We start from the raw sequence: 17,490 nt of genomic DNA on the forward strand, positions 1-17,490 counted from the left end.
TAGGGGCATAGCGACCTGAGCAAAAAAAACGGCCACGAAGGACGGGCCGGTTTTCTGATCACGACATACAGAATTATTCGGCGGCTGCCGTTTGCCGGTCTACCAGCTCGACAATAGCCAACGGCGCATTATCACCAGCCCGAAAACCGTATTTGACGATACGCAAATAACCACCTGGCCGCGCCAGGTAGTGCGGGCCAAGGTCATCAAACAATTTTACCACTGCCTGGCGATCGCGCAGGCGAGAAAATGCCAGACGTCGTTTTGCGACGGTCGCCTCCTTCGCAAGCGTGATCATGGGCTCGGCAAAGCGCCGCAACTCCTTGGCTTTCGGCAAGGTAGTAACGATCCGCTCATGATGAAACAACGACACCATCATGTTCGCAAACATGGCCTGTCGATGACTGCTATTACGATTTAACTGTTTACCACTTTTACGATGACGCATGGCACCATTCCCTCTACATAATTTCTAACGTTAGCCGATGATCGAGTCCGTATCTGCCGCTCGCCCGGGCACCGGCGGCAGATTTTCCGGCGGCCAGCTGTCGAGTCGCATCCCCAACGTCAGGCCATGCGCCACCAAAACTTCCTTTATCTCATTGAGCGACTTGCGTCCCAGATTAGGCGCCTTTAAAAGTTCCTGCTCCGATTTCTGCACTAAATCGCCGATATAAAAAATGTCCTCAGCCTTCAAGCAGTTCGCCGACCGCACCGTGAGTTCCAGATCATCGACCGGACGAATCAACAGGGGCGTAAGGCTCTGGCTGACCTGCACTTGCGATGCCTCTGGTATTTCCAGGGTTTCCGCACCCGCCAGCACGCCAAGCTGACTGCGAAAAATGCGGGCAGCCTCCTGCACCGCCCAGACCGGATCCACCACACCATTGGTTTCGACATCCAGTACTAGACGATCCAGGTCGGTACGTTGCTCAACCCGGGCGTTTTCCACCAGATAGCTCACCCGCAGCACCGGACTAAAACTTGCGTCCAGAGCCATCACACCGATACGTTTTTCATGCGACTGACGTCGCGTAGCAGCCGCGTCATAGCCACGTCCTTCGTCAATACGCAAATGGAGTACCAGTTCGACATCGCGGGTCAGCGTTGCGATGACCTGCTCCGGATTCGCCACTTCGATACCATGTTCCGATACGATATCGGCGCCGGTCATTTGGCCGGGGCCACGCTTGCGCAGTGTCACCACCGCATCTCCGCGTCCGTGCGCCCGTACCGCCAGCATCTTCAAGTTGAGCAGGATATCCACCACGTCTTCCTGCACGCCCTCGATGCTCGAGTACTCGTGCAACACGCCTTCAATCTCCACCTCGGTAACCGCCGCACCTTTGAGAGACGACAACAACACCCGGCGCAACCCACTACCCAGAGTGTGGCCAAAACCACGCTCCAAGGGCCCAAGGGCCATACGCGCACGGCGTGCTGAAATCACTTCCACGTCAACGCCCTGCGGGCGCAACAGCTCTCCAACCTCAGTCATAAGCGTTCCTCAACCCCCGGTCTTACTTAGAGTACAACTCCACGACGACCTGTTCGTTCAAATCCGGGGCCATGTCTTCTCGCACCGGCACGGCTTTGATGGTCGCCTTAAGTTCGGTAGTGTCCATGCTCACCCATTCCGGGAAACCACGACCTGCTGTAGCTTCAACCGATGCAGCAATACGGATATGCGTCCGGGCGGCCTCAGCGACGCTCACAACGTCCCCGGCACGTACCTGGTAAGACGGAATATCCACACGTCGGCCATTAACCAGAATGTGGCCATGACGAACGACCTGGCGCGCCTCCGCACGGGATGCGCCGAAACCCAAACGATACGCAACATTGTCGAGACGCAACTCGAGGAACCGAAGCAGCAACTCGCCGGTGACACCGCGTGCCTGACTCGCCCGCTGGAAATATCGCCGAAACTGCCCCTCCAACACGCCGTAAATGCGCCGGATTTTCTGCTTCTCACGCAACTGCCCGCCATACTCGCTGACACGTCCCCGCCGCTGGCCATGCTGCCCAGGGGCGTAGGCCCGTATACTCACTGGACATTTATCAGAAAAGCATTTCTCACCCTTGAGAAACAACTTTCCGCCTTCGCGCCGACACAAACGACAACTCGGACCCGTATATTTAGCCACAGACAACCTCCACCTAAAATTTAAACACGCCGCTTTTTAGGCGGACGGCATCCGTTATGAGGAATCGGCGTTACATCGCGGATACTCGCGATACGGAAACCAATGGAATGAAGTGCACGCACAGTGCTCTCGCGTCCAGGCCCCGGTCCCCGGACTTCGACATCCAGGTTCTTTACACCAAACTCCTGAGCTTTTTTACCCGCGTTTTCAGCGGCTACCTGGGCCGCAAAAGGTGTACTTTTGCGCGAGCCCCGAAACCCCGATCCACCGGAGCTGGCCCAAGTCAGCACATTACCCTGACGATCACTGATGGTGATAATCGTGTTGTTGAAAGATGCGTAAATATGCGCGACGCCATCCAGGACATTTTTCTTGACCTTCTTTCGCGCACGAGTATTCGTTTGAGTTTTTGCCATTTCTGGAATCTTCCTGCCTATCGCGTAATAGATTTGGCGGGACCTTTACGCGTACGCGCATTGGTCTTGGTCCGCTGACCGTGAACAGGGAGGCCGCGCCGATGCCGTATGCCGCGGTAACACCCCAGGTCCATCAGGCGTTTTATGTTCATGGTAACTTCGCGGCGCAGGTCGCCCTCCACAAGAAACTTTGCAATCTCCGAACGTATGCGTTCCAGCTCAGGCTCGCTGATATCCTTGACCCGCATATCACATGCAATGTCGGCTGCGCTCAGAACGGTCCGGGCACGCGTTCTGCCGATACCGTAAATATACGTCAAGGCAATTTCTATTTGTTTGTTATTCGGAATATTTACACCAGCGATGCGGGCCATCCGCAATTCCTCCAAGAGACTGAGTGGGGTGACCCCACAAGACTAAACAGTTTCGCCCGCACCTTAACCCTGGCGCTGTTTATGGCGCGGCTCAACACAAATCACCCGAACCACGCCATTACGACGAACAATTTTGCAGTTACGACAAAGCTTTTTAACAGATGCGCGAACCTTCATGACACCCCCTATTTGGCACGATAAATGATGCGACCCTTCGTTAAATCGTAGGGCGTCATCTCTACAGTAACCTTATCTCCAGGCAAAATACGAATATAATGCATCCGCATTTTCCCGGAGATATGTGCATTGACGACATAACCATTTTCTAAGCGAACCTTAAAGGTCGCGCTTGGTAAATTCTCCACTACCTCACCCTGCATTTCCAGGGTATCTTCTTTCGACATTTAGCGTGCTACCCCTACCGCTTTCACGATTCTAGAGAATACCTCATCCGCCTCACCCTCTCCGCTCACCAAGTGGTAAGCAGACCGATCGTGATAATACGCAATCAACGGCGCAGTTTCTGTCTGATAAACAGCCAGGCGCCTACGAATCACCGCCGGCTGATCATCCTCGCGTTGCAACAACACCCCCCCGCAGGCATCACAGATCCCTTCGACTGCAGGCGGGTGATAGCGTACATGGTAAATCGCCCCGCACGTCGCACACACTCGCCGTCCGGAAAGACGCTCCACGATTTCTTCATCAGCCAACTCAATATGAAGCACCGACGCAATTTGATCACCACGTCCGGCAAGCAAATCGTCCAGCGCGTTCGCCTGGTGAATAGTCCGGGGAAATCCATCGAAAACAACCCCCGTCGCCGCATCCGGAAGAAGCAACCGCTCTGCAACGATGCCAATGATAATTTCGTCGCCAACGAGCGCGCCGGACTCCATAACCGCCGCAGCACGAACACCAATGTCACTACCGGACTGAACCGAGGCGCGGAGCATATCACCGGTAGAGACATGAGGCAAGCCTAACAACTGGGCCAAGCGCTGCGCCTGTGTCCCTTTGCCAACGCCCGGCGCACCGAGAAAAATAAAATGCTTTGCCACCCTCACCGCCCGCCAAGAGGGTTTTTGCGAATCAACCCTTCGTACTGGTGCGTCAGCAAATGGCTCTGAATCTGGCCCATCAGGTCCATCATCACGACGACCACGATCAGCAGACTCGTGCCGCCAAAATAGAATGGGACATTGTACTGCACAATGAGAAATTCCGGCAGCAAACAAACCAGGGTCAGATATATGGCGCCCCAGAGCGTAAGCCGGGTAAGAATACGATCCATATACTTAGCCGTATGCTCACCTGGTCGAATGCCTGGTACGAAAGCGCCGGACTTTTTTAAGTTGTCCGCCGTTTCCCGAGGATTAAAGACCATGGCGGTGTAAAAAAACGCAAAAAATACGATCGCCGTTGTAAACACCACAACGTAAAGAGCAGAACCAGGACTCAACGCCTGACCGAAGCGCGCCAACCACTCCATACCTGGCACATTCGCAAACCAACCTGACAGAGTCGCGGGCAGCAATATGATGCTGGATGCGAATATCGGTGGAATTACTCCGGACATATTCACCTTGAGCGGCATATGGGTGCTCTGCCCACCATATACTTTGCGACCGACCTGCCGTTTGGCGTACTGAATGGGAATACGTCTCTGCGCACTCTCCATAAACACCACAAATCCCGTCACAGCGAGCGCCAGCACAAAGAGCGCCACAACAAATAGTGGCTGAAACTGACCAGTTTTCATCAGTTCAAAGGTCGTCCCTATTGCATCCGGCAGTCCGGCAACAATGCCGGCGAAGATAATCATGGAAATACCGTTACCGATTCCACGCTCGGTGATCTGTTCCCCAATCCACATCAAAAAAACCGTACCACAAGCCAAAGAAATGGTTGTGGTGAACAAGAATAGCGGGCCCGGGCTAATAACAACCGGGACATTTCCGGCATGCATCTTCTCAATCGCGATGGCGATTCCCAGACCTTGCATCAGCGCCAATACGACCGTCGCATAACGTGTATACTCTGTTATTTTGCGCCGCCCGGCCTCGCCTTCCTTTTTTAGTTCCTCAAGTTTCGGAAAAACTGATCCCGCCAACTGAAAAATAATGGATGCGCTGATATAGGGCATGATCCCTAACGCAAAAACCGTCAGCCGGGAAAGTGCCCCGCCGGAGAACATGTTGAACATGCCAAGGATGGTTCCCCGTTGCTGATTAAAAAACGTCGCCATAGCCGCTGGGTCGATTCCGGGCACGGGGATATGCGCCCCCACCCGAAAAACCAGAAGCGCACCCAGCAAAAACAGGATACGGTTACGTAACTCATTGATCTTACCAGCACCCTGTGCGGCACCTCCAATGCTACGTAACCCAGCCATCAATCTTCCACCTTTCCGCCGGCCTGTTCGATAGCCGCCCTGGCACCAGCGCTGACTCGCAGACCACGCACCGTCAACCCCTGAGTGATTTCTCCGGTCAATATAACCTTGACCGCATCGGGTGAACCGCGAACGATGCGCCGCAGTAGCAGACCTTCCAAATCCACCACGCCGTCAATGGCTGCAGACTCCAATTGCGATAACGCCACCTCCACGACGCGAACGCCCAACGTGTTACGAAAGCCACGCTTGGGAATACGTCGTTGCAAAGGCATCTGCCCGCCTTCAAAACCTACCTTATGGTAACCGCCGGACCGCGCGTGCTGGCCCTTATGACCACGCCCGGCCGTCTTGCCGAAGCCGCTGCCGATACCCCGCCCAACACGCCGGCGGTCCTTCTTTGAGCCCTCTGCGGGCGAGATAGTGTTTAATTTCATGACAACTCTTCCCAGCGAAGCAGATAAGGAACCTTGTTTACCATCCCTCGAATCTCCGGGGTATCCAAACGCTCCACCGAGTGATGGGTGTGGCGCAAGCCCAGTCCGACAACGACCCGACGATGTTTCTCAGCAACGCCTATCAAACTTTTTACCAGCGTGATACGCAGACGTTTACTCATCGTGTCCTCCTTGCTCGCGAATCTCCTTAAGACTTTTACCACGTTTCATCGCGATCACCTGGGGGCTAACCAGTTTGTTGAAGGCATCAAAGGTCGCCCGAACCACATTGATGGGGTTATTGGAACCCAGCGACTTGGCGACTACATTGCGCAACCCTACCGCCTCGCAAACCGCACGCATCGCACCGCCCGCAATCACACCGCTACCCTCCGGCGCTGGCCGCAACATTACCCGCGCTGCACCGTGACGACCCTCTACCGGGTACGGAATCGTGCCGCCCCGCATCAACGGTATGCTGGTCATCCAGCGGCGGGCCTGATCGGTAGCTTTTTGAATGCCCGCGGGCACCTCTTTGGCCTTTCCGCGGCCAAAGCCAACCTTTCCATCCCCGTCCCCCACGACCATGAGCGCCGCGAAACCAAACTGCCGCCCACCCTTAACCACCTTGGAAACGCGGTTGATATGAATTAATTTTTCCTGCATTCCGTCATTGGGCTGCGTATCGCGATTTTCCCGTGCCATCTTAGCTCTCCATCAGAACGACAACCCGCCTTCACGGGCAGCGTCGGCCAAAGCTCTCACCCGACCGTGATAACGATATCCGCTCCGGTCAAATGCCACTTCCTTAACGCCCACAGCCAATGCCTTCGCTGCAACCCGTTGTCCGATTGTTGCGGCTGCCGCCACATCTGCACCCCGCCCTTTTGACGCACGCAACTCACCCTCGAGGGTGGAGGCCTGCGCCAGAACCTTACCCTGCGTGTCATCAATCACCTGAGCGTAAATATGCTTGCCCGAGCGAAAAACACAGAGTCGCGGTTTGGCCTGCGATGCAATACGTGCTCGCGTTTTACGCGCCCGACGAAGCCTTGCCAAATTTTTATTCATAGTAGTAAGCCTCAACCATTATTTCTTCTTCGCTTCTTTACGTCTGACATTTTCTCCCGCATAACGCACGCCCTTACCCTTGTAGGGCTCCGGAGGACGATAGGCACGGATATCTGCAGCGATCTGCCCGATTTTCTGTTTATCGATTCCCCGAATGACAATCTCTGTCTGAGTCGGTGTCTCGATGGTGATATCATCTGGCACCGGATAGTCCACGGGATGAGAAAAGCCGAGGCTCAAACTGAGGGTCTTGCCCTTCGCCTGGGCACGGTAACCTACGCCGATAATTTCCAGCTTTTGTTCATAGCCCTGGGAGACACCCTGTACCATATTGCTCAATATGGCGCGCATGGTTCCCGCTTGGGCATTCTGGTTATCCGACCATGTCAGTGACGCGCTGCCGTCATCTATCCGCAACTCCACCGCAGGATGAAAAGGAACGGACATTTCGCCCTTAGGGCCTTTTACCACCAGGCGTTGATCTGCAACATGGACCTCAACCCCCTTAGGCAGCGGTACTGGTTGTTTCGCTACACGAGACATTTTCGTTCCCTCCTCAGGACACGACGCAGAGAACTTCGCCACCAATCCCGGCACTGCGGGCCGCGCGATCGGTCATAATTCCCTGAGACGTTGAGATAATGGCAATACCGAAGCCGTCACGCACGCGCGGCAAATCTTCCGCACCACGGTAAACGCGAACACCAGGTCGGCTAACTCGCCGAATTTCAGCGATCACACCCGCACCAGCATAATACTTCAAAGTCAGATCGAGAACGGGGTGACCGTTCGCGACGTCCTCTTTTACTTCCTGAATATAGCCTTCTTCCACCAGAACTCGTGCGATCGCACGTTTCAGCTTAGAAGCGGGCATCCGCACTTTCGCCTTATTTACTTGTTGCGCATTACGAATGCGCGTCAGCATATCAGCAATAGGATCCGTCACGCTCATCGTGTTTCCTCACCAGCTCGCTTTAACGATACCGGGAATTGACCCAGCCGACGCATGCTTACGAAAGCATAGACGGCACAAGCCGAACTTCCGATAGTAACCGCGTGAACGCCCGCACAATTTGCACCGGTGATACGCACGCACTTTAAATTTTGGAGTCCTTTCAGACTTTGCGATTAACGATTTCTTTGCCACGCGTCAAACTCCTTCAAGGCCGGAAGGGCATCTTGAAGGCTTTCAACAGCCCAAGGCCCTCTTCATCATTCTTGGCGGTGGTGGTAAACACCACGTCCAACCCGCGCAAACGATCGATTTTGTCATATTCGATTTCCGGGAATATGATCTGCTCTTTCACGCCCATCGTATAATTTCCACGCCCATCAAAAGACTTCGGCGAAAGCCCGCGAAAGTCCCGAATTCGGGGGATAGCGACACTGACGAGGCGATCTAAAAACTCGTACATCACGATCCCCCGCAACGTCACCATACATCCAATCGGATAGCCTTCGCGAATTTTAAATGCCGCCACAGACTTTCGCGCACGCGTGACTACCGGCTTCTGCCCCGCAATCCTGGTCATGTCCCCCACCGCGGCGTCCAGCACTTTTTTATCGCCAACCGCCTCGCCGACCCCCATGTTCAGAGTGATCTTAAGCAATTTTGGCACTTCCATGACACTACTGAAGCCAAACTCCTGCATCAGTTTGGGCGCAATGGAGGTTTTATACAACGCATGTAAACGTGCTTCCATATGATTTCCCTTGCTTAACGGCGGCCGATAACTTCGCCGTTGCTCTTAAAAACACGCACTTTCTGCCCATCCTCAAGCACTTTATAGCCGATGCGATCCCCGCCGCCAGTTGCGGCGTTGAAAATTGCCACGTTGGATACGTGAATAGGCGCTTCTTTCTCCACGATGCCGCCCGCCTTACCCATGCGATCCGGACGAACGTGGCGTTTGATCATGTTCACCTTTTCAACCAGCACCCGCGAGTCCTCCCCCAGCACCTTGAGCACCTTACCGCGTTTACCCTTGTCTTTGCCGGCAAGAACCACAACCTCATCATCCTTACGTACCTTCAACATGGTCATCCCCTACAACACTTCCGGCGCCAAAGAAATGATCTTCATAAAATTAGCCCCGCGCAGTTCACGCGTAACCGGGCCAAAAATACGTGTCCCAATAGGTTGCAATTGATTATTCAGAAGCACTGCGGCGTTACTGTCAAAGCGAATCAGGGATCCATCTTCCCGGCGCACGCCCTTACGGGTGCGCACCACGAGCGCGTTGTATACGTCGCCTTTTTTAACCTTGCCGCGCGGCACCGCATCCTTGATGCTGACCTTGATCACGTCGCCGATATCCGCATAACGCCGATGTGAACCGCCAAGCACCTTAATACACATCACTTCTCGCGCGCCGCTGTTGTCCGCGACATTGAGCCTTGTCTGTGTCTGTATCATGCGTTATCTCCCTCTACGACGCCTTCGGCGAGCACGCTTACCAAACGCCAACTTTTGGTTTTTGATAACGGGCGACACTCCTCGATTTTTACAATATCTCCGATATGGCAGATATTTTCTGCATCATGGGCGTGAAATTTCTTGGACCGCCGAATATATTTTTTATAAAGTGGATGCTGAATGCGACGTTCAACATTCACCACTATACTTTTATCCATCAGGTTGCTGACTACCGTACCAACCAGACTACGCGGACTTTTCGCCTCGGTCATGAGTGCGCTTCCTTCTTCACGGTAATGGCTGTCCGTACGCGCGCAATATCACGACGCACAGTGCGTAAACGGGACGTCTTGGCCAATTGCCCGGTTGCATGTTGCATCCGCAATCTGAATTGCTCTTCCAAAAGGACCAACAATTGAGCCTGACAACCTGCTAAATCAAGTTTCTGAACTGCCTGAGCTTTCATCCCATCACCCGTCTACTTACAAATGCCGTCTGCACTGGAAGCTTAGCCGCACCCAGCGCGAATGCTTCACGCGCAATCTCTTCCGTTACACCTTCCATTTCATAAAGCACCTTGCCAGGCTGAATCAGCGCCACCCAATATTCCGGGTTGCCTTTACCCTTGCCCATACGCACCTCGGCAGGCTTTTTACTGATTGGTTTGTCCGGGAAAATACGTATCCAGATGCGCCCGCCCCGTTTCACATGACGACTGATGGCGCGCCGTGCGGCTTCAAGCTGACGCGCAGTAATACGGCCGCGACCAACAGCCTTGAGGCCGAACTCACCAAAGCTCACTTTGCTTCCGCGCGTCGCGATACCGCGGTTACGCCCCTTGTGTTGTTTACGAAATTTTGTACGTTTTGGCTGCAGCATCGGAAACTCCCGTCACTTCTGGCGGGCAGCGGCCGTTTGTGCCGTGCTCCACTCCAGGATTTCACCTTTGAAAATCCATACCTTCACCCCAATGATTCCGTAGGTGGTGTTGGCCTCGGCGAAACCGTAGTCAATATCAGCGCGCAACGTGTGAAGCGGAACGCGACCCTCTCGATACCATTCAGTACGGGCAATTTCAGCCCCACCCAAACGACCGGCACAGTTAATGCGCATGCCTAATGCACCGAAACGCATGGCGTTGGTAACAGCGCGCTTCATGGCCCGCCGGAACATGATACGACGGACGAGTTGCTGCGCTACGCTTTCTGCCACCAACTGCGCGTCCAGCTCAGGCTTGCGGATTTCCTCCACATTGATATGCACGGGAACCCCCATGCGCTTTTGCACGTCATGCCGAAGCTTTTCAATATCTTCGCCCTTTTTACCGATCACAATACCCGGTCGGGCGGTATGTACGGTAATGCGCGCACTACGCGCTGGGCGCTCAATAATAATGTCAGAAACCGCCCCGCCAGCAAGTCGCTCCCGAATAAACTGCCGGACCTTGATATCTTCAAGCAGCTTCTCCTGGAAGTCGCTTTTGCCATACCACCGGGAATTCCAATTCTTAATGATTCCCAGACGCAGTCCGATTGGATTGGTTTTTTGTCCCATAGGTTCCTCAGTAAACCTCTGCAACTACAACGGTGATATGGCTGGTGCGCTTCAGAATCCGCGAGCCGCGACCTTTCGCTCTAGCCGCGAACCGCTTCAGTACGGCACCACCATCAATCATGATCTGCTCGACCACCAAGGCGTCGACATCGGCGCCTTCGTTATTCTCGGCGTTCGCGATCGCCGATTCCAAACACTTACGAATGGGCAAGGCGGCCTTTTTAGTAGTGAAACGCAGAATCTCCAACGCCTTCTCCACCGGCTGTCCGCGTACCAGATCTGCGACAAGACGCGCCTTCTGGGGTGACATCTGTAATCCTTTAAGCACGGCTGATGATTTCATCATTCCCCCCTTTAGCGCTTGGCTTTCTTGTCAGCGACGTGGCCCTTGAAGGTCCGCGTCAAAGCAAATTCACCGAGCTTATGACCCACCATATTCTCGTTAACGACTACCGGGATATGCTGACGGCCGTTATGAACGCTAATGGTCAATCCAATGAAATCAGGTGTAATCGTCGAACGGCGCGACCATGTTTTGATCGGCCGACGGCTGTTACTCGCCTGAGCACTCTGCACTTTGCGGTCCAGATGTTCATCAATGAACGGACCTTTTTTAATCGAACGTGGCACGTGAAATCCCCTTAACCACTAACGCGAACGACGACGCACAATCATATTACTCGTACGCTTGTTTCTACGAGTACGGTAACCCTTGGTCGGTTGGCCCCACGGCGATACTGGGTGGCGGCCACCCGAAGTGCGGCCTTCGCCACCACCATGTGGATGGTCAACCGGATTCATCGCCACACCGCGAACTGTTGGCCGCACACCCCGCCAGCGCGTTGCTCCCGCCTTTCCCAACTGACGAGATCCGTGTTCTTCATTGCCCACCTCACCTATAGTAGCGCGGCAGGATACATGAATTCTGCGAACTTCACCAGAGCGCAAGCGCAGTTGGGCGTAATCGCCATCACGGGCCATGAGCTGAACCGATGCACCAGCGGATCTGGCGATCTGTCCGCCCTTGCCTGGCCGCATCTCAACATTATGAACCACTGATCCCACCGGGATACCGCGAAGCGGCATACAGTTACCGGGCTTTATGGGCGTCTGCTCAGCAGAAAGCACCGGATCACCGACAGACATGCCTTTTGCCGCGAGGATATAGCGACGCTCACCGTCGACATAACAAATCAACGCAATATGAGCGGAGCGATTGGGATCGTATTCCAAGCGTTCTACCTTGCCAGGTATGTCTAGTTTATTACGCTTAAAATCCACCAGCCGATAATGGGACTTGTGTCCGCCGCCCTGGTGCCGCCGAGTAACCCGCCCAAGATTGTTGCGACCGCCACTATGAGATTGCACCTCCACCAGCGCGGAATGCGGGTTCCCTTTATGAAGACGTGTGTCGACGGTTTTTACCACGAAACGCCGCCCTGCAGAGGTCGGTTTGGTTTTAATCAGTGCCATGTGTTATCCCTTTTCGTCAGGCAACGCCGTAATCTATGCTGCTGCCCTCGGCCAGCCGTACATAGGCTTTTTTCCATGACGAGCGACGCCCGACATGGCGACCTACACGCTTTTCCTTTCCCAGATAGTTACAGGTTTGAACAGAAAGAACCTGAACCTCAAAAAGTTTTTCAACTGCTGACCTGATCTCGCGCTTCGTGGCATCGCGGGCGACCTTAAATACGAACTGATTCGCCTGCTGCTGCACCATCGTGCTTTTTTCACTGATCAGAGGCGCCAGCAAGACCAGATACTTACGCTCAGCGTTCATCCATACACCTCACCTAACCTGGCTGCGGCTTCAACATCCAGTAATACTCGGCCATATTGAAGCAGATCGGCAGGACCGACATCCTGCCATCCGGCGATACCCACTCTCGGAAAATTCCGCAAGCCCAGAAAAAGATTCAACGGCACTTCCCCCATGACGAGCAGAACATCATCTCCTCCTGCGCGACTTAACCAGTCCCTACCCAGGCGGCTTCGTGGTTCTCCGAAATCTTCCTGCTGAATGATTTGCAAACGACCCTGGCGTAGCAATTCTGCTAGTACGGTCCGCATTGCCCCGGCCCACATTTTCTTGTTGACCTTCTGCGTGTAGTTTTCATTTCCGCCGGGAAAAGCTCGCCCACCACCGCGCCAGATCGGGCTACGAATGCTGCCCGCGCGAGCCCGCCCCGTACCTTTCTGTTTCCAGGGTTTACGTCCGCCACCACGCACTGCCGCACGATTCTTCTGTACGGCGTTGGCCGAACGCATGCCGGCCATCTGGGCTACCACCACCTGATGCAGCAACGCCTCATTATAAGGCACACCAAAAACACCATCGGCGATCTCGATTTCGCTACTTTTCCCGGTGGTCACTTCCAAGCTTTGCACTTGCATTGTTCTTCTCCTAACCACGCACGGCGGGACGAATCATCACGTCCCCGTCTCGCGCACCAGGGACGGCACCCTTGATCATGAGCAGGCGACGATTGGCATCGATACGTACCAACTCAAGATTGAGTGTTGTGACCTGTTCTGCGCCCAGGTGTCCGGCCATTTTCTTGCCCTTGAACACGCGGCCCGGCGTCTGGCGACAACCGATGGATCCCGGTGCACGGTGGGACAGGGAGTTACCATGACTCGCGCGGTTACTCCGGAAATTATGGCGCTTGATGGCGCCGGCGAAGCCTTTACCCTTGCTCACGCCCGACACATCCACGCGCTGCCCTTCAGCGAAAATGTCCAGATCGATGTCCATACCGCACGTATAATTAGCAGTATCTGCCACGCGGAATTCTCGTAATAGCCGCCCGGGAGCAATGCCACTTTTACGAAAGTGTCCTGCCACAGCAGAGGTTACTCGCTGTGGACGGCGCGTACCGGTTGCCACCTGCACTGCACAGTAACCGTCAGTGGCGATATCTTTAACCTGTGCCACCGTATTCGGCGCCACATGGATGACGGTTACCGGCAACACACGCCCGTCATCTGCAACGATGCGCGTCATACCTACTTTCCGTCCGATCAGGCCCATTACCATTGTATCGTCCTTTATAATTACAGCTTGATCTCGACATCGACGCCAGCCGCCAGATCCAGTTTGATCAGGGCATCCACCGTCTTGTCGTTGGGATCGAGAATATCTAGTAAGCGTTTGTGCGTACGTTGTTCAAACTGATCACGCGCATTTTTATCCACATGCGGCGAACGCAAAACCGTAAAGCGTTCGATTTTTGTGGGAAGGGGAATCGGGCCACAAACACGTGCACCGGTCCGGCGCGCGGTTTCTACGATTTCCGCAGCGGAAATATCAAGCATGCGATAATCATATGATTTAAGGCGGATGCGAATCTTGGAACTGTCCATTATTCGACCACCTTGGAGACGACGCCGGCGCCAACGGTACGGCCGCCTTCGCGTACCGCGAAACGTAGACCTTCCTCCATCGCAATCGGCGCAATCAACGCAACCTTGAACAATATGTTGTCTCCCGGCATCACCATCTCCACACCTTCCGGTAATTCCACCGCACCCGTTACGTCCGTCGTACGAAAGTAAAACTGCGGGCGGTACCCGTTGAAAAACGGCGTGTGTCGACCACCTTCCTCTTTCGACAACACATATACTTCCGCTTCAAAACGCGTATGCGGTTTGATGCTGCCAGGCTTGGCCAGTACCTGACCACGCTCTACGTCATCTTTCTTCGTGCCGCGCAGCAGTACCCCGACATTGTCTCCGGCCTGCCCCTGATCCAGAATCTTGCGGAACATCTCTACGCCGGTGACAATGCTCTTGGCGGTGTTGTGAATGCCGATAATCTCGATTTCATCGCCAATCTTCACCACACCACGCTCAATACGCCCGGTCACCACGGTGCCACGACCCGAAATCGAAAATACGTCTTCTATCGGCATCAGGAAGGGTTTGTCTATGGGACGCTCGGGCATCGGGATGTAGCTGTCCATGGCATCCGCCAAACGGAAAATCGCAGGCTCCCCGATGTCGCTCTGATCCCCTTCCAGAGCCTTCAGCGCCGAGCCGATAATCACCGGAATGTCATCACCGGGAAACTCGTACTTGGACAGTAGTTCACGCACTTCCATTTCCACCAATTCCAGCAGCTCGGCGTCATCCACCATGTCCGCCTTGTTCAAAAACACGACGATATAGGGAACGCCCACCTGACGGGCAAGCAAAATATGTTCACGGGTCTGGGGCATCGGGCCGTCTGCTGCCGAACACACCAGGATCGCACCGTCCATCTGCGCCGCCCCGGTGATCATGTTCTTCACATAATCCGCATGACCCGGACAGTCTACATGGGCATAGTGACGATTCGCGGTCTCGTATTCCACGTGCGAGGTCGCTATCGTGATCCCTCGCGCCCGCTCTTCCGGCGCATTGTCTATCTGATCATAGGCGCGAATCTCTCCGCCAAACTTCGCCGACAACACCTTCGTCAGCGCCGCCGTTAATGTGGTCTTGCCATGGTCCACGTGACCAATCGTTCCCACGTTGACATGCGGCTTCGTCCGCTCAAATTTCCCTTTGGACATCTTGAACTCTCCCGTTACGACTAGCGCTGACTTTTCTTGACAATGGCCTCGGCCACATGGCCGGGGACTTCCATATACTTCTCAAACTGCATGGTATAGGTGGCGCGGCCCTGGGAAAGCGAACGTACCGTCGTCGCATATCCGAACATCTCCGCCAGAGGCACTTCGCAGCGGATCAGCTTGGCGCCCGCCTCGTCTTCCATACCCTGCATCATGCCGCGACGACTATTGATGTCGCCGATGATGTCACCCATATATTCTTCCGGAGTTACTACCTCTACGGCAAAGATGGGTTCCAGCAGTATAGGATTCGCCTTGGCTGCGCCCGCCTTGAAACCCATGGACCCCGCGATCTTGAATGCCGCCTCTGAGGAGTCGACATCATGATATGAACCGTCAAAAATGGTGACCTTGACGTCCACCACAGGGAAGCCGGCAATGATACCATTTTCCAGCGCTTCTTCAACACCTTTCTGCGTCGGACCGATGAACTCCTTGGGCACCGTACCGCCAACCACCCCGTTTTCGAATACAAAACCGCTTCCCGGCTCGAGGGGTTCAAGGCGCAACCAGACATGTCCGTATTGACCACGACCGCCTGACTGGCGCACGAACTTGCCTTCCGACTCGACCGTCTTGCGGATCGTTTCGCGATACGCCACCTGCGGCGCACCGACAGTAGCTTCAACCCCGAACTCACGCTTCATGCGGTCGACGATGATTTCCAGATGCAGCTCGCCCATACCGGAGATGATGGTCTGCCCGGATTCCTGATCGGTACGGACCCGAAACGATGGATCCTCCTGCGCAAGCTTCCCCAGAGCAATGCCCATCTTTTCCTGGTCCGCCTTGGTCTTTGGTTCGACCGCGACATGAATCACCGGCTCGGGAAACTCCATCTGCTCCAGAGCAATGGGCTTATTCAAGTCACAGAGCGTATCTCCGGTATAAGCTGTTTTGAGGCCGACGGCGGCGGCGATATCGCCAGCAAGCACCTCTTTGATTTCATGGCGTTCATTGGCATGCATCTGCAGCACGCGCCCGATACGCTCCTTTTGGTTACGCCCCGGGTTGAGGACCGTGGAACCCGCGGTGAGCACCCCGGAATACACCCGAAAAAAGGTGAGTTGCCCGACAAACGGATCCGTCGCGATTTTAAACGCGAGCGCGGAGAAAGGTTCGCTGTCATCAGCGGAACGGACGATTACTTCGCCATTGTCGGGATTCGTACCTTCCACCGGCTTGATATCAACAGGCGACGGCAGATAGTCCAATACTGCGTCCAATGCTGCCTGTACCCCTTTGTTCTTGAAGGCGCTTCCGCACAACACCGGAACCACGGCGCCGGAAATCGTCGCCTTGCGCAAGGCCGCCCGCAATTCTGGAATGCTGATTTCCTCACCTTCCAGATATTTCATCATCACGTCTTCGTCGGCGTCCGCAATCGCTTCGACCATGAAGTGCCGTGCCGCTTCTGCGTCCGCTTGCAAGGCAGGGGGAATATCTTCTTCGGTAAATCGCGTGCCCTGCAACGCATCATCCCAGTTGATGGACTTCATCTTCATCAGGTCGATGACACCGCTGAAGTGATCTTCCTCACCGATGGGCAACTGAACCGGGACAGGGTTACCGCGCAGCTTGGTCGCGATCTGATCGACAACGCGCTTGAAGTTGGCACCCTGGCGATCCATTTTGTTGACGAACGCAATACGGGGCACCTTGTACTTGTTTGCCTGCCGCCATACGGTCTCGGACTGCGGCTGCACGCCACCCACCGCACAAAATACCGCCATGGCGCCATCCAACACCCGCAGGGACCGTTCCACCTCGATAGTGAAGTCGACGTGTCCGGGGGTGTCGATGATGTTGATCCGGTGCTCGGCACGCTGCCCATCCATACCTTTCCAGAAGCAGGTAGTTGCCGCAGAGGTAATGGTGATACCGCGCTCTTGCTCCTGCGCCATCCAGTCCATGACCGCGGTACCTTCATGCACCTCGCCAATCTTATGAGAGACGCCAGTGTAGAACAGAATGCGCTCAGTGGTAGTCGTTTTGCCGGCATCAATGTGCGCCATGATGCCGATATTGCGATAGCGTTCGATAGGGGTTGTGCGTGCCACGTGT

The 17,490-nt window shown here is 54.8% G+C and carries 32 protein-coding genes; all 32 read right to left on the reverse strand.

The annotated features are described in order from the left end of the window. Nucleotides 1–73: 73 nt before the first annotated feature. The 32 genes from rplQ to fusA all read right to left on the reverse strand — a co-directional run bounded on the left by rplQ (nt 74) and on the right by fusA (nt 17,486). On the reverse strand, nt 74–448 hold the full coding sequence (gene rplQ / locus AFERRID_RS05260) for a 50S ribosomal protein L17 (RefSeq protein ID WP_012536100.1): 375 nt from the start codon (nt 446–448) through the stop codon (nt 74–76). A gap of 30 nt (nt 449–478) precedes the next feature. Next, nucleotides 479–1,498 (reverse strand): DNA-directed RNA polymerase subunit alpha, encoded by a 1,020-nt coding sequence (locus AFERRID_RS05265; RefSeq protein ID WP_126604533.1) that lies wholly within the window; start codon nt 1,496–1,498, stop codon nt 479–481. Nucleotides 1,499–1,520: 22 nt separating this feature from the next. After that, complete coding sequence (gene rpsD, locus AFERRID_RS05270) at nt 1,521–2,147, reverse strand: 30S ribosomal protein S4 (protein WP_012536098.1); 627 nt, start codon at nt 2,145–2,147, stop codon at nt 1,521–1,523. Nucleotides 2,148–2,167: 20 nt separating this feature from the next. Beyond that, complete coding sequence (gene rpsK, locus AFERRID_RS05275) at nt 2,168–2,563, reverse strand: 30S ribosomal protein S11 (protein WP_009568279.1); 396 nt, start codon at nt 2,561–2,563, stop codon at nt 2,168–2,170. Nucleotides 2,564–2,580: 17 nt separating this feature from the next. Further along, nucleotides 2,581–2,937 carry a 30S ribosomal protein S13 gene (gene rpsM, locus AFERRID_RS05280; RefSeq protein ID WP_113527415.1) on the reverse strand — a complete coding sequence of 119 codons (357 nt, stop codon included), beginning with the start codon at nt 2,935–2,937 and terminating at the stop codon, nt 2,581–2,583. Nucleotides 2,938–3,000: 63 nt separating this feature from the next. Further along, the gene (gene rpmJ / locus AFERRID_RS05285) at nt 3,001–3,114 is read right to left on the reverse strand and encodes a 50S ribosomal protein L36 (RefSeq protein ID WP_009568281.1); all 114 of its coding nucleotides are present in this window, start codon (nt 3,112–3,114) and stop codon (nt 3,001–3,003) included. 8 nt (nt 3,115–3,122) lie between these two features. After that, a complete protein-coding gene (infA, locus tag AFERRID_RS05290; RefSeq protein WP_009568282.1) occupies nt 3,123–3,341 on the reverse strand; it encodes a translation initiation factor IF-1 in 219 nt (72 codons plus the stop codon). Continuing rightward, nucleotides 3,342–3,998 (reverse strand): adenylate kinase, encoded by a 657-nt coding sequence (locus tag AFERRID_RS05295; protein ID WP_225981911.1) that lies wholly within the window; start codon nt 3,996–3,998, stop codon nt 3,342–3,344. Nucleotides 3,999–4,000: 2 nt separating this feature from the next. Continuing rightward, entirely contained in the window at nt 4,001–5,332 is a 1,332-nt protein-coding gene (gene secY, locus AFERRID_RS05300) for a preprotein translocase subunit SecY (RefSeq protein WP_113527413.1), read from the reverse strand. Further along, on the reverse strand, nt 5,332–5,769 hold the full coding sequence (gene rplO / locus AFERRID_RS05305; protein ID WP_113527412.1) for a 50S ribosomal protein L15: 438 nt from the start codon (nt 5,767–5,769) through the stop codon (nt 5,332–5,334). The genes secY and rplO overlap by 1 nt, the downstream gene beginning before the upstream one ends. Then, entirely contained in the window at nt 5,766–5,951 is a 186-nt protein-coding gene (gene rpmD / locus AFERRID_RS05310; RefSeq protein ID WP_113527411.1) for a 50S ribosomal protein L30, read from the reverse strand. The genes rplO and rpmD overlap by 4 nt, the downstream gene beginning before the upstream one ends. Then, nucleotides 5,944–6,474, reverse strand: a complete 531-nt coding sequence (gene rpsE, locus AFERRID_RS05315) for a 30S ribosomal protein S5 (RefSeq protein ID WP_113527410.1) — start codon at nt 6,472–6,474, stop codon at nt 5,944–5,946. Before rpsE ends, rpmD begins: the two co-directional genes overlap by 8 nt. A 12-nt stretch (nt 6,475–6,486) precedes the next feature. Beyond that, entirely contained in the window at nt 6,487–6,840 is a 354-nt protein-coding gene (gene rplR, locus AFERRID_RS05320; protein ID WP_113527409.1) for a 50S ribosomal protein L18, read from the reverse strand. 18 nt (nt 6,841–6,858) lie between these two features. Next, a complete protein-coding gene (gene rplF / locus AFERRID_RS05325; protein ID WP_113527408.1) occupies nt 6,859–7,383 on the reverse strand; it encodes a 50S ribosomal protein L6 in 525 nt (174 codons plus the stop codon). A gap of 13 nt (nt 7,384–7,396) precedes the next feature. After that, nucleotides 7,397–7,792 (reverse strand): 30S ribosomal protein S8, encoded by a 396-nt coding sequence (rpsH, locus tag AFERRID_RS05330; RefSeq protein WP_009568793.1) that lies wholly within the window; start codon nt 7,790–7,792, stop codon nt 7,397–7,399. Nucleotides 7,793–7,801: 9 nt separating this feature from the next. Then, nucleotides 7,802–7,987 (reverse strand): type Z 30S ribosomal protein S14, encoded by a 186-nt coding sequence (locus AFERRID_RS05335; protein WP_012536091.1) that lies wholly within the window; start codon nt 7,985–7,987, stop codon nt 7,802–7,804. 13 nt (nt 7,988–8,000) lie between these two features. Continuing rightward, nucleotides 8,001–8,543, reverse strand: coding sequence for a 50S ribosomal protein L5 (rplE, locus tag AFERRID_RS05340; protein WP_126604535.1), 543 nt, complete (start codon nt 8,541–8,543; stop codon nt 8,001–8,003). A gap of 14 nt (nt 8,544–8,557) precedes the next feature. Beyond that, on the reverse strand, nt 8,558–8,878 hold the full coding sequence (gene rplX / locus AFERRID_RS05345) for a 50S ribosomal protein L24 (protein ID WP_113527444.1): 321 nt from the start codon (nt 8,876–8,878) through the stop codon (nt 8,558–8,560). 9 nt (nt 8,879–8,887) lie between these two features. Then, nucleotides 8,888–9,256: a 50S ribosomal protein L14 gene (rplN, locus tag AFERRID_RS05350; RefSeq protein ID WP_012536089.1), complete on the reverse strand. Its 369-nt coding sequence runs from the start codon at nt 9,254–9,256 to the stop codon at nt 8,888–8,890. After that, the gene (rpsQ, locus tag AFERRID_RS05355; protein WP_113527406.1) at nt 9,253–9,528 is read right to left on the reverse strand and encodes a 30S ribosomal protein S17; all 276 of its coding nucleotides are present in this window, start codon (nt 9,526–9,528) and stop codon (nt 9,253–9,255) included. The genes rplN and rpsQ overlap by 4 nt, the downstream gene beginning before the upstream one ends. Then, the gene (rpmC, locus tag AFERRID_RS05360) at nt 9,525–9,722 is read right to left on the reverse strand and encodes a 50S ribosomal protein L29 (RefSeq protein WP_009569559.1); all 198 of its coding nucleotides are present in this window, start codon (nt 9,720–9,722) and stop codon (nt 9,525–9,527) included. Before rpmC ends, rpsQ begins: the two co-directional genes overlap by 4 nt. Continuing rightward, a complete protein-coding gene (gene rplP / locus AFERRID_RS05365; RefSeq protein WP_113527404.1) occupies nt 9,719–10,135 on the reverse strand; it encodes a 50S ribosomal protein L16 in 417 nt (138 codons plus the stop codon). Before rplP ends, rpmC begins: the two co-directional genes overlap by 4 nt. Nucleotides 10,136–10,147: 12 nt before the next feature. Then, entirely contained in the window at nt 10,148–10,810 is a 663-nt protein-coding gene (gene rpsC, locus AFERRID_RS05370; RefSeq protein WP_009565437.1) for a 30S ribosomal protein S3, read from the reverse strand. Nucleotides 10,811–10,817: 7 nt separating this feature from the next. Further along, entirely contained in the window at nt 10,818–11,153 is a 336-nt protein-coding gene (gene rplV, locus AFERRID_RS05375) for a 50S ribosomal protein L22 (protein WP_113527403.1), read from the reverse strand. Between the two features lie 11 nt (nt 11,154–11,164). Next, on the reverse strand, nt 11,165–11,440 hold the full coding sequence (rpsS, locus tag AFERRID_RS05380) for a 30S ribosomal protein S19 (protein WP_009565435.1): 276 nt from the start codon (nt 11,438–11,440) through the stop codon (nt 11,165–11,167). An 18-nt stretch (nt 11,441–11,458) separates the two neighbouring features. Then, the gene (gene rplB, locus AFERRID_RS05385; protein ID WP_113527402.1) at nt 11,459–12,283 is read right to left on the reverse strand and encodes a 50S ribosomal protein L2; all 825 of its coding nucleotides are present in this window, start codon (nt 12,281–12,283) and stop codon (nt 11,459–11,461) included. 16 nt (nt 12,284–12,299) lie between these two features. Then, nucleotides 12,300–12,593: a 50S ribosomal protein L23 gene (gene rplW / locus AFERRID_RS05390; RefSeq protein WP_113527401.1), complete on the reverse strand. Its 294-nt coding sequence runs from the start codon at nt 12,591–12,593 to the stop codon at nt 12,300–12,302. After that, nucleotides 12,590–13,207 carry a 50S ribosomal protein L4 gene (gene rplD / locus AFERRID_RS05395; RefSeq protein WP_113527400.1) on the reverse strand — a complete coding sequence of 206 codons (618 nt, stop codon included), beginning with the start codon at nt 13,205–13,207 and terminating at the stop codon, nt 12,590–12,592. The genes rplW and rplD overlap by 4 nt, the downstream gene beginning before the upstream one ends. A gap of 10 nt (nt 13,208–13,217) precedes the next feature. Next, nucleotides 13,218–13,850 carry a 50S ribosomal protein L3 gene (rplC, locus tag AFERRID_RS05400; protein ID WP_126604536.1) on the reverse strand — a complete coding sequence of 211 codons (633 nt, stop codon included), beginning with the start codon at nt 13,848–13,850 and terminating at the stop codon, nt 13,218–13,220. A 17-nt stretch (nt 13,851–13,867) separates the two neighbouring features. Further along, nucleotides 13,868–14,176: a 30S ribosomal protein S10 gene (rpsJ, locus tag AFERRID_RS05405; RefSeq protein ID WP_012536086.1), complete on the reverse strand. Its 309-nt coding sequence runs from the start codon at nt 14,174–14,176 to the stop codon at nt 13,868–13,870. After that, nucleotides 14,176–15,366, reverse strand: coding sequence for an elongation factor Tu (tuf, locus tag AFERRID_RS05410; protein WP_113527398.1), 1,191 nt, complete (start codon nt 15,364–15,366; stop codon nt 14,176–14,178). Before tuf ends, rpsJ begins: the two co-directional genes overlap by 1 nt. A 20-nt stretch (nt 15,367–15,386) precedes the next feature. Further along, nucleotides 15,387–17,486, reverse strand: a complete 2,100-nt coding sequence (fusA, locus tag AFERRID_RS05415; protein ID WP_126604537.1) for an elongation factor G — start codon at nt 17,484–17,486, stop codon at nt 15,387–15,389. Nucleotides 17,487–17,490: the final 4 nt, after the last annotated feature.

Source organism: Acidithiobacillus ferridurans (genome assembly GCF_003966655.1).
Lineage (GTDB): Bacteria > Pseudomonadota > Gammaproteobacteria > Acidithiobacillales > Acidithiobacillaceae > Acidithiobacillus > Acidithiobacillus ferridurans.

Bases quoted from the DNA above. Each gene is read 5' to 3' on its own strand.
- rpsQ (WP_113527406.1), bottom strand. From the start codon at position 9,528: ATGACCGAGGCGAAAAGTCCGCGTAGTCTGGTTGGTACGGTAGTCAGC.
- rplR (WP_113527409.1), bottom strand. From the start codon at position 6,840: ATGAATAAAAATTTGGCAAGGCTTCGTCGGGCGCGTAAAACGCGAGCA.
- secY (WP_113527413.1), bottom strand. From the start codon at position 5,332: ATGGCTGGGTTACGTAGCATTGGAGGTGCCGCACAGGGTGCTGGTAAG.
- rpsE (WP_113527410.1), bottom strand. From the start codon at position 6,474: ATGGCACGGGAAAATCGCGATACGCAGCCCAATGACGGAATGCAGGAA.
- rpsH (WP_009568793.1), bottom strand. From the start codon at position 7,792: ATGAGCGTGACGGATCCTATTGCTGATATGCTGACGCGCATTCGTAAT.
- rplV (WP_113527403.1), bottom strand. From the start codon at position 11,153: ATGAAATCATCAGCCGTGCTTAAAGGATTACAGATGTCACCCCAGAAG.
- rplB (WP_113527402.1), bottom strand. From the start codon at position 12,283: ATGGCACTGATTAAAACCAAACCGACCTCTGCAGGGCGGCGTTTCGTG.
- rpsC (WP_009565437.1), bottom strand. From the start codon at position 10,810: ATGGGACAAAAAACCAATCCAATCGGACTGCGTCTGGGAATCATTAAG.
- rpsM (WP_113527415.1), bottom strand. From the start codon at position 2,937: ATGGCCCGCATCGCTGGTGTAAATATTCCGAATAACAAACAAATAGAA.
- rplX (WP_113527444.1), bottom strand. From the start codon at position 8,878: ATGTTGAAGGTACGTAAGGATGATGAGGTTGTGGTTCTTGCCGGCAAA.
- AFERRID_RS05265 (WP_126604533.1), bottom strand. From the start codon at position 1,498: ATGACTGAGGTTGGAGAGCTGTTGCGCCCGCAGGGCGTTGACGTGGAA.
- rplN (WP_012536089.1), bottom strand. From the start codon at position 9,256: ATGATACAGACACAGACAAGGCTCAATGTCGCGGACAACAGCGGCGCG.
- rplW (WP_113527401.1), bottom strand. From the start codon at position 12,593: ATGAACGCTGAGCGTAAGTATCTGGTCTTGCTGGCGCCTCTGATCAGT.
- rpsJ (WP_012536086.1), bottom strand. From the start codon at position 14,176: ATGGACAGTTCCAAGATTCGCATCCGCCTTAAATCATATGATTATCGC.
- rpmJ (WP_009568281.1), bottom strand. From the start codon at position 3,114: ATGAAGGTTCGCGCATCTGTTAAAAAGCTTTGTCGTAACTGCAAAATT.
- rpsK (WP_009568279.1), bottom strand. From the start codon at position 2,563: ATGGCAAAAACTCAAACGAATACTCGTGCGCGAAAGAAGGTCAAGAAA.
- rpmC (WP_009569559.1), bottom strand. From the start codon at position 9,722: ATGAAAGCTCAGGCAGTTCAGAAACTTGATTTAGCAGGTTGTCAGGCT.
- infA (WP_009568282.1), bottom strand. From the start codon at position 3,341: ATGTCGAAAGAAGATACCCTGGAAATGCAGGGTGAGGTAGTGGAGAAT.
- tuf (WP_113527398.1), bottom strand. From the start codon at position 15,366: ATGTCCAAAGGGAAATTTGAGCGGACGAAGCCGCATGTCAACGTGGGA.
- rplO (WP_113527412.1), bottom strand. From the start codon at position 5,769: ATGAAATTAAACACTATCTCGCCCGCAGAGGGCTCAAAGAAGGACCGC.
- rplC (WP_126604536.1), bottom strand. From the start codon at position 13,850: ATGGTAATGGGCCTGATCGGACGGAAAGTAGGTATGACGCGCATCGTT.
- rplE (WP_126604535.1), bottom strand. From the start codon at position 8,543: ATGGAAGCACGTTTACATGCGTTGTATAAAACCTCCATTGCGCCCAAA.
- rplD (WP_113527400.1), bottom strand. From the start codon at position 13,207: ATGCAAGTGCAAAGCTTGGAAGTGACCACCGGGAAAAGTAGCGAAATC.
- rplF (WP_113527408.1), bottom strand. From the start codon at position 7,383: ATGTCTCGTGTAGCGAAACAACCAGTACCGCTGCCTAAGGGGGTTGAG.
- rplP (WP_113527404.1), bottom strand. From the start codon at position 10,135: ATGCTGCAGCCAAAACGTACAAAATTTCGTAAACAACACAAGGGGCGT.
- rpmD (WP_113527411.1), bottom strand. From the start codon at position 5,951: ATGAGTAAACGTCTGCGTATCACGCTGGTAAAAAGTTTGATAGGCGTT.
- rplQ (WP_012536100.1), bottom strand. From the start codon at position 448: ATGCGTCATCGTAAAAGTGGTAAACAGTTAAATCGTAATAGCAGTCAT.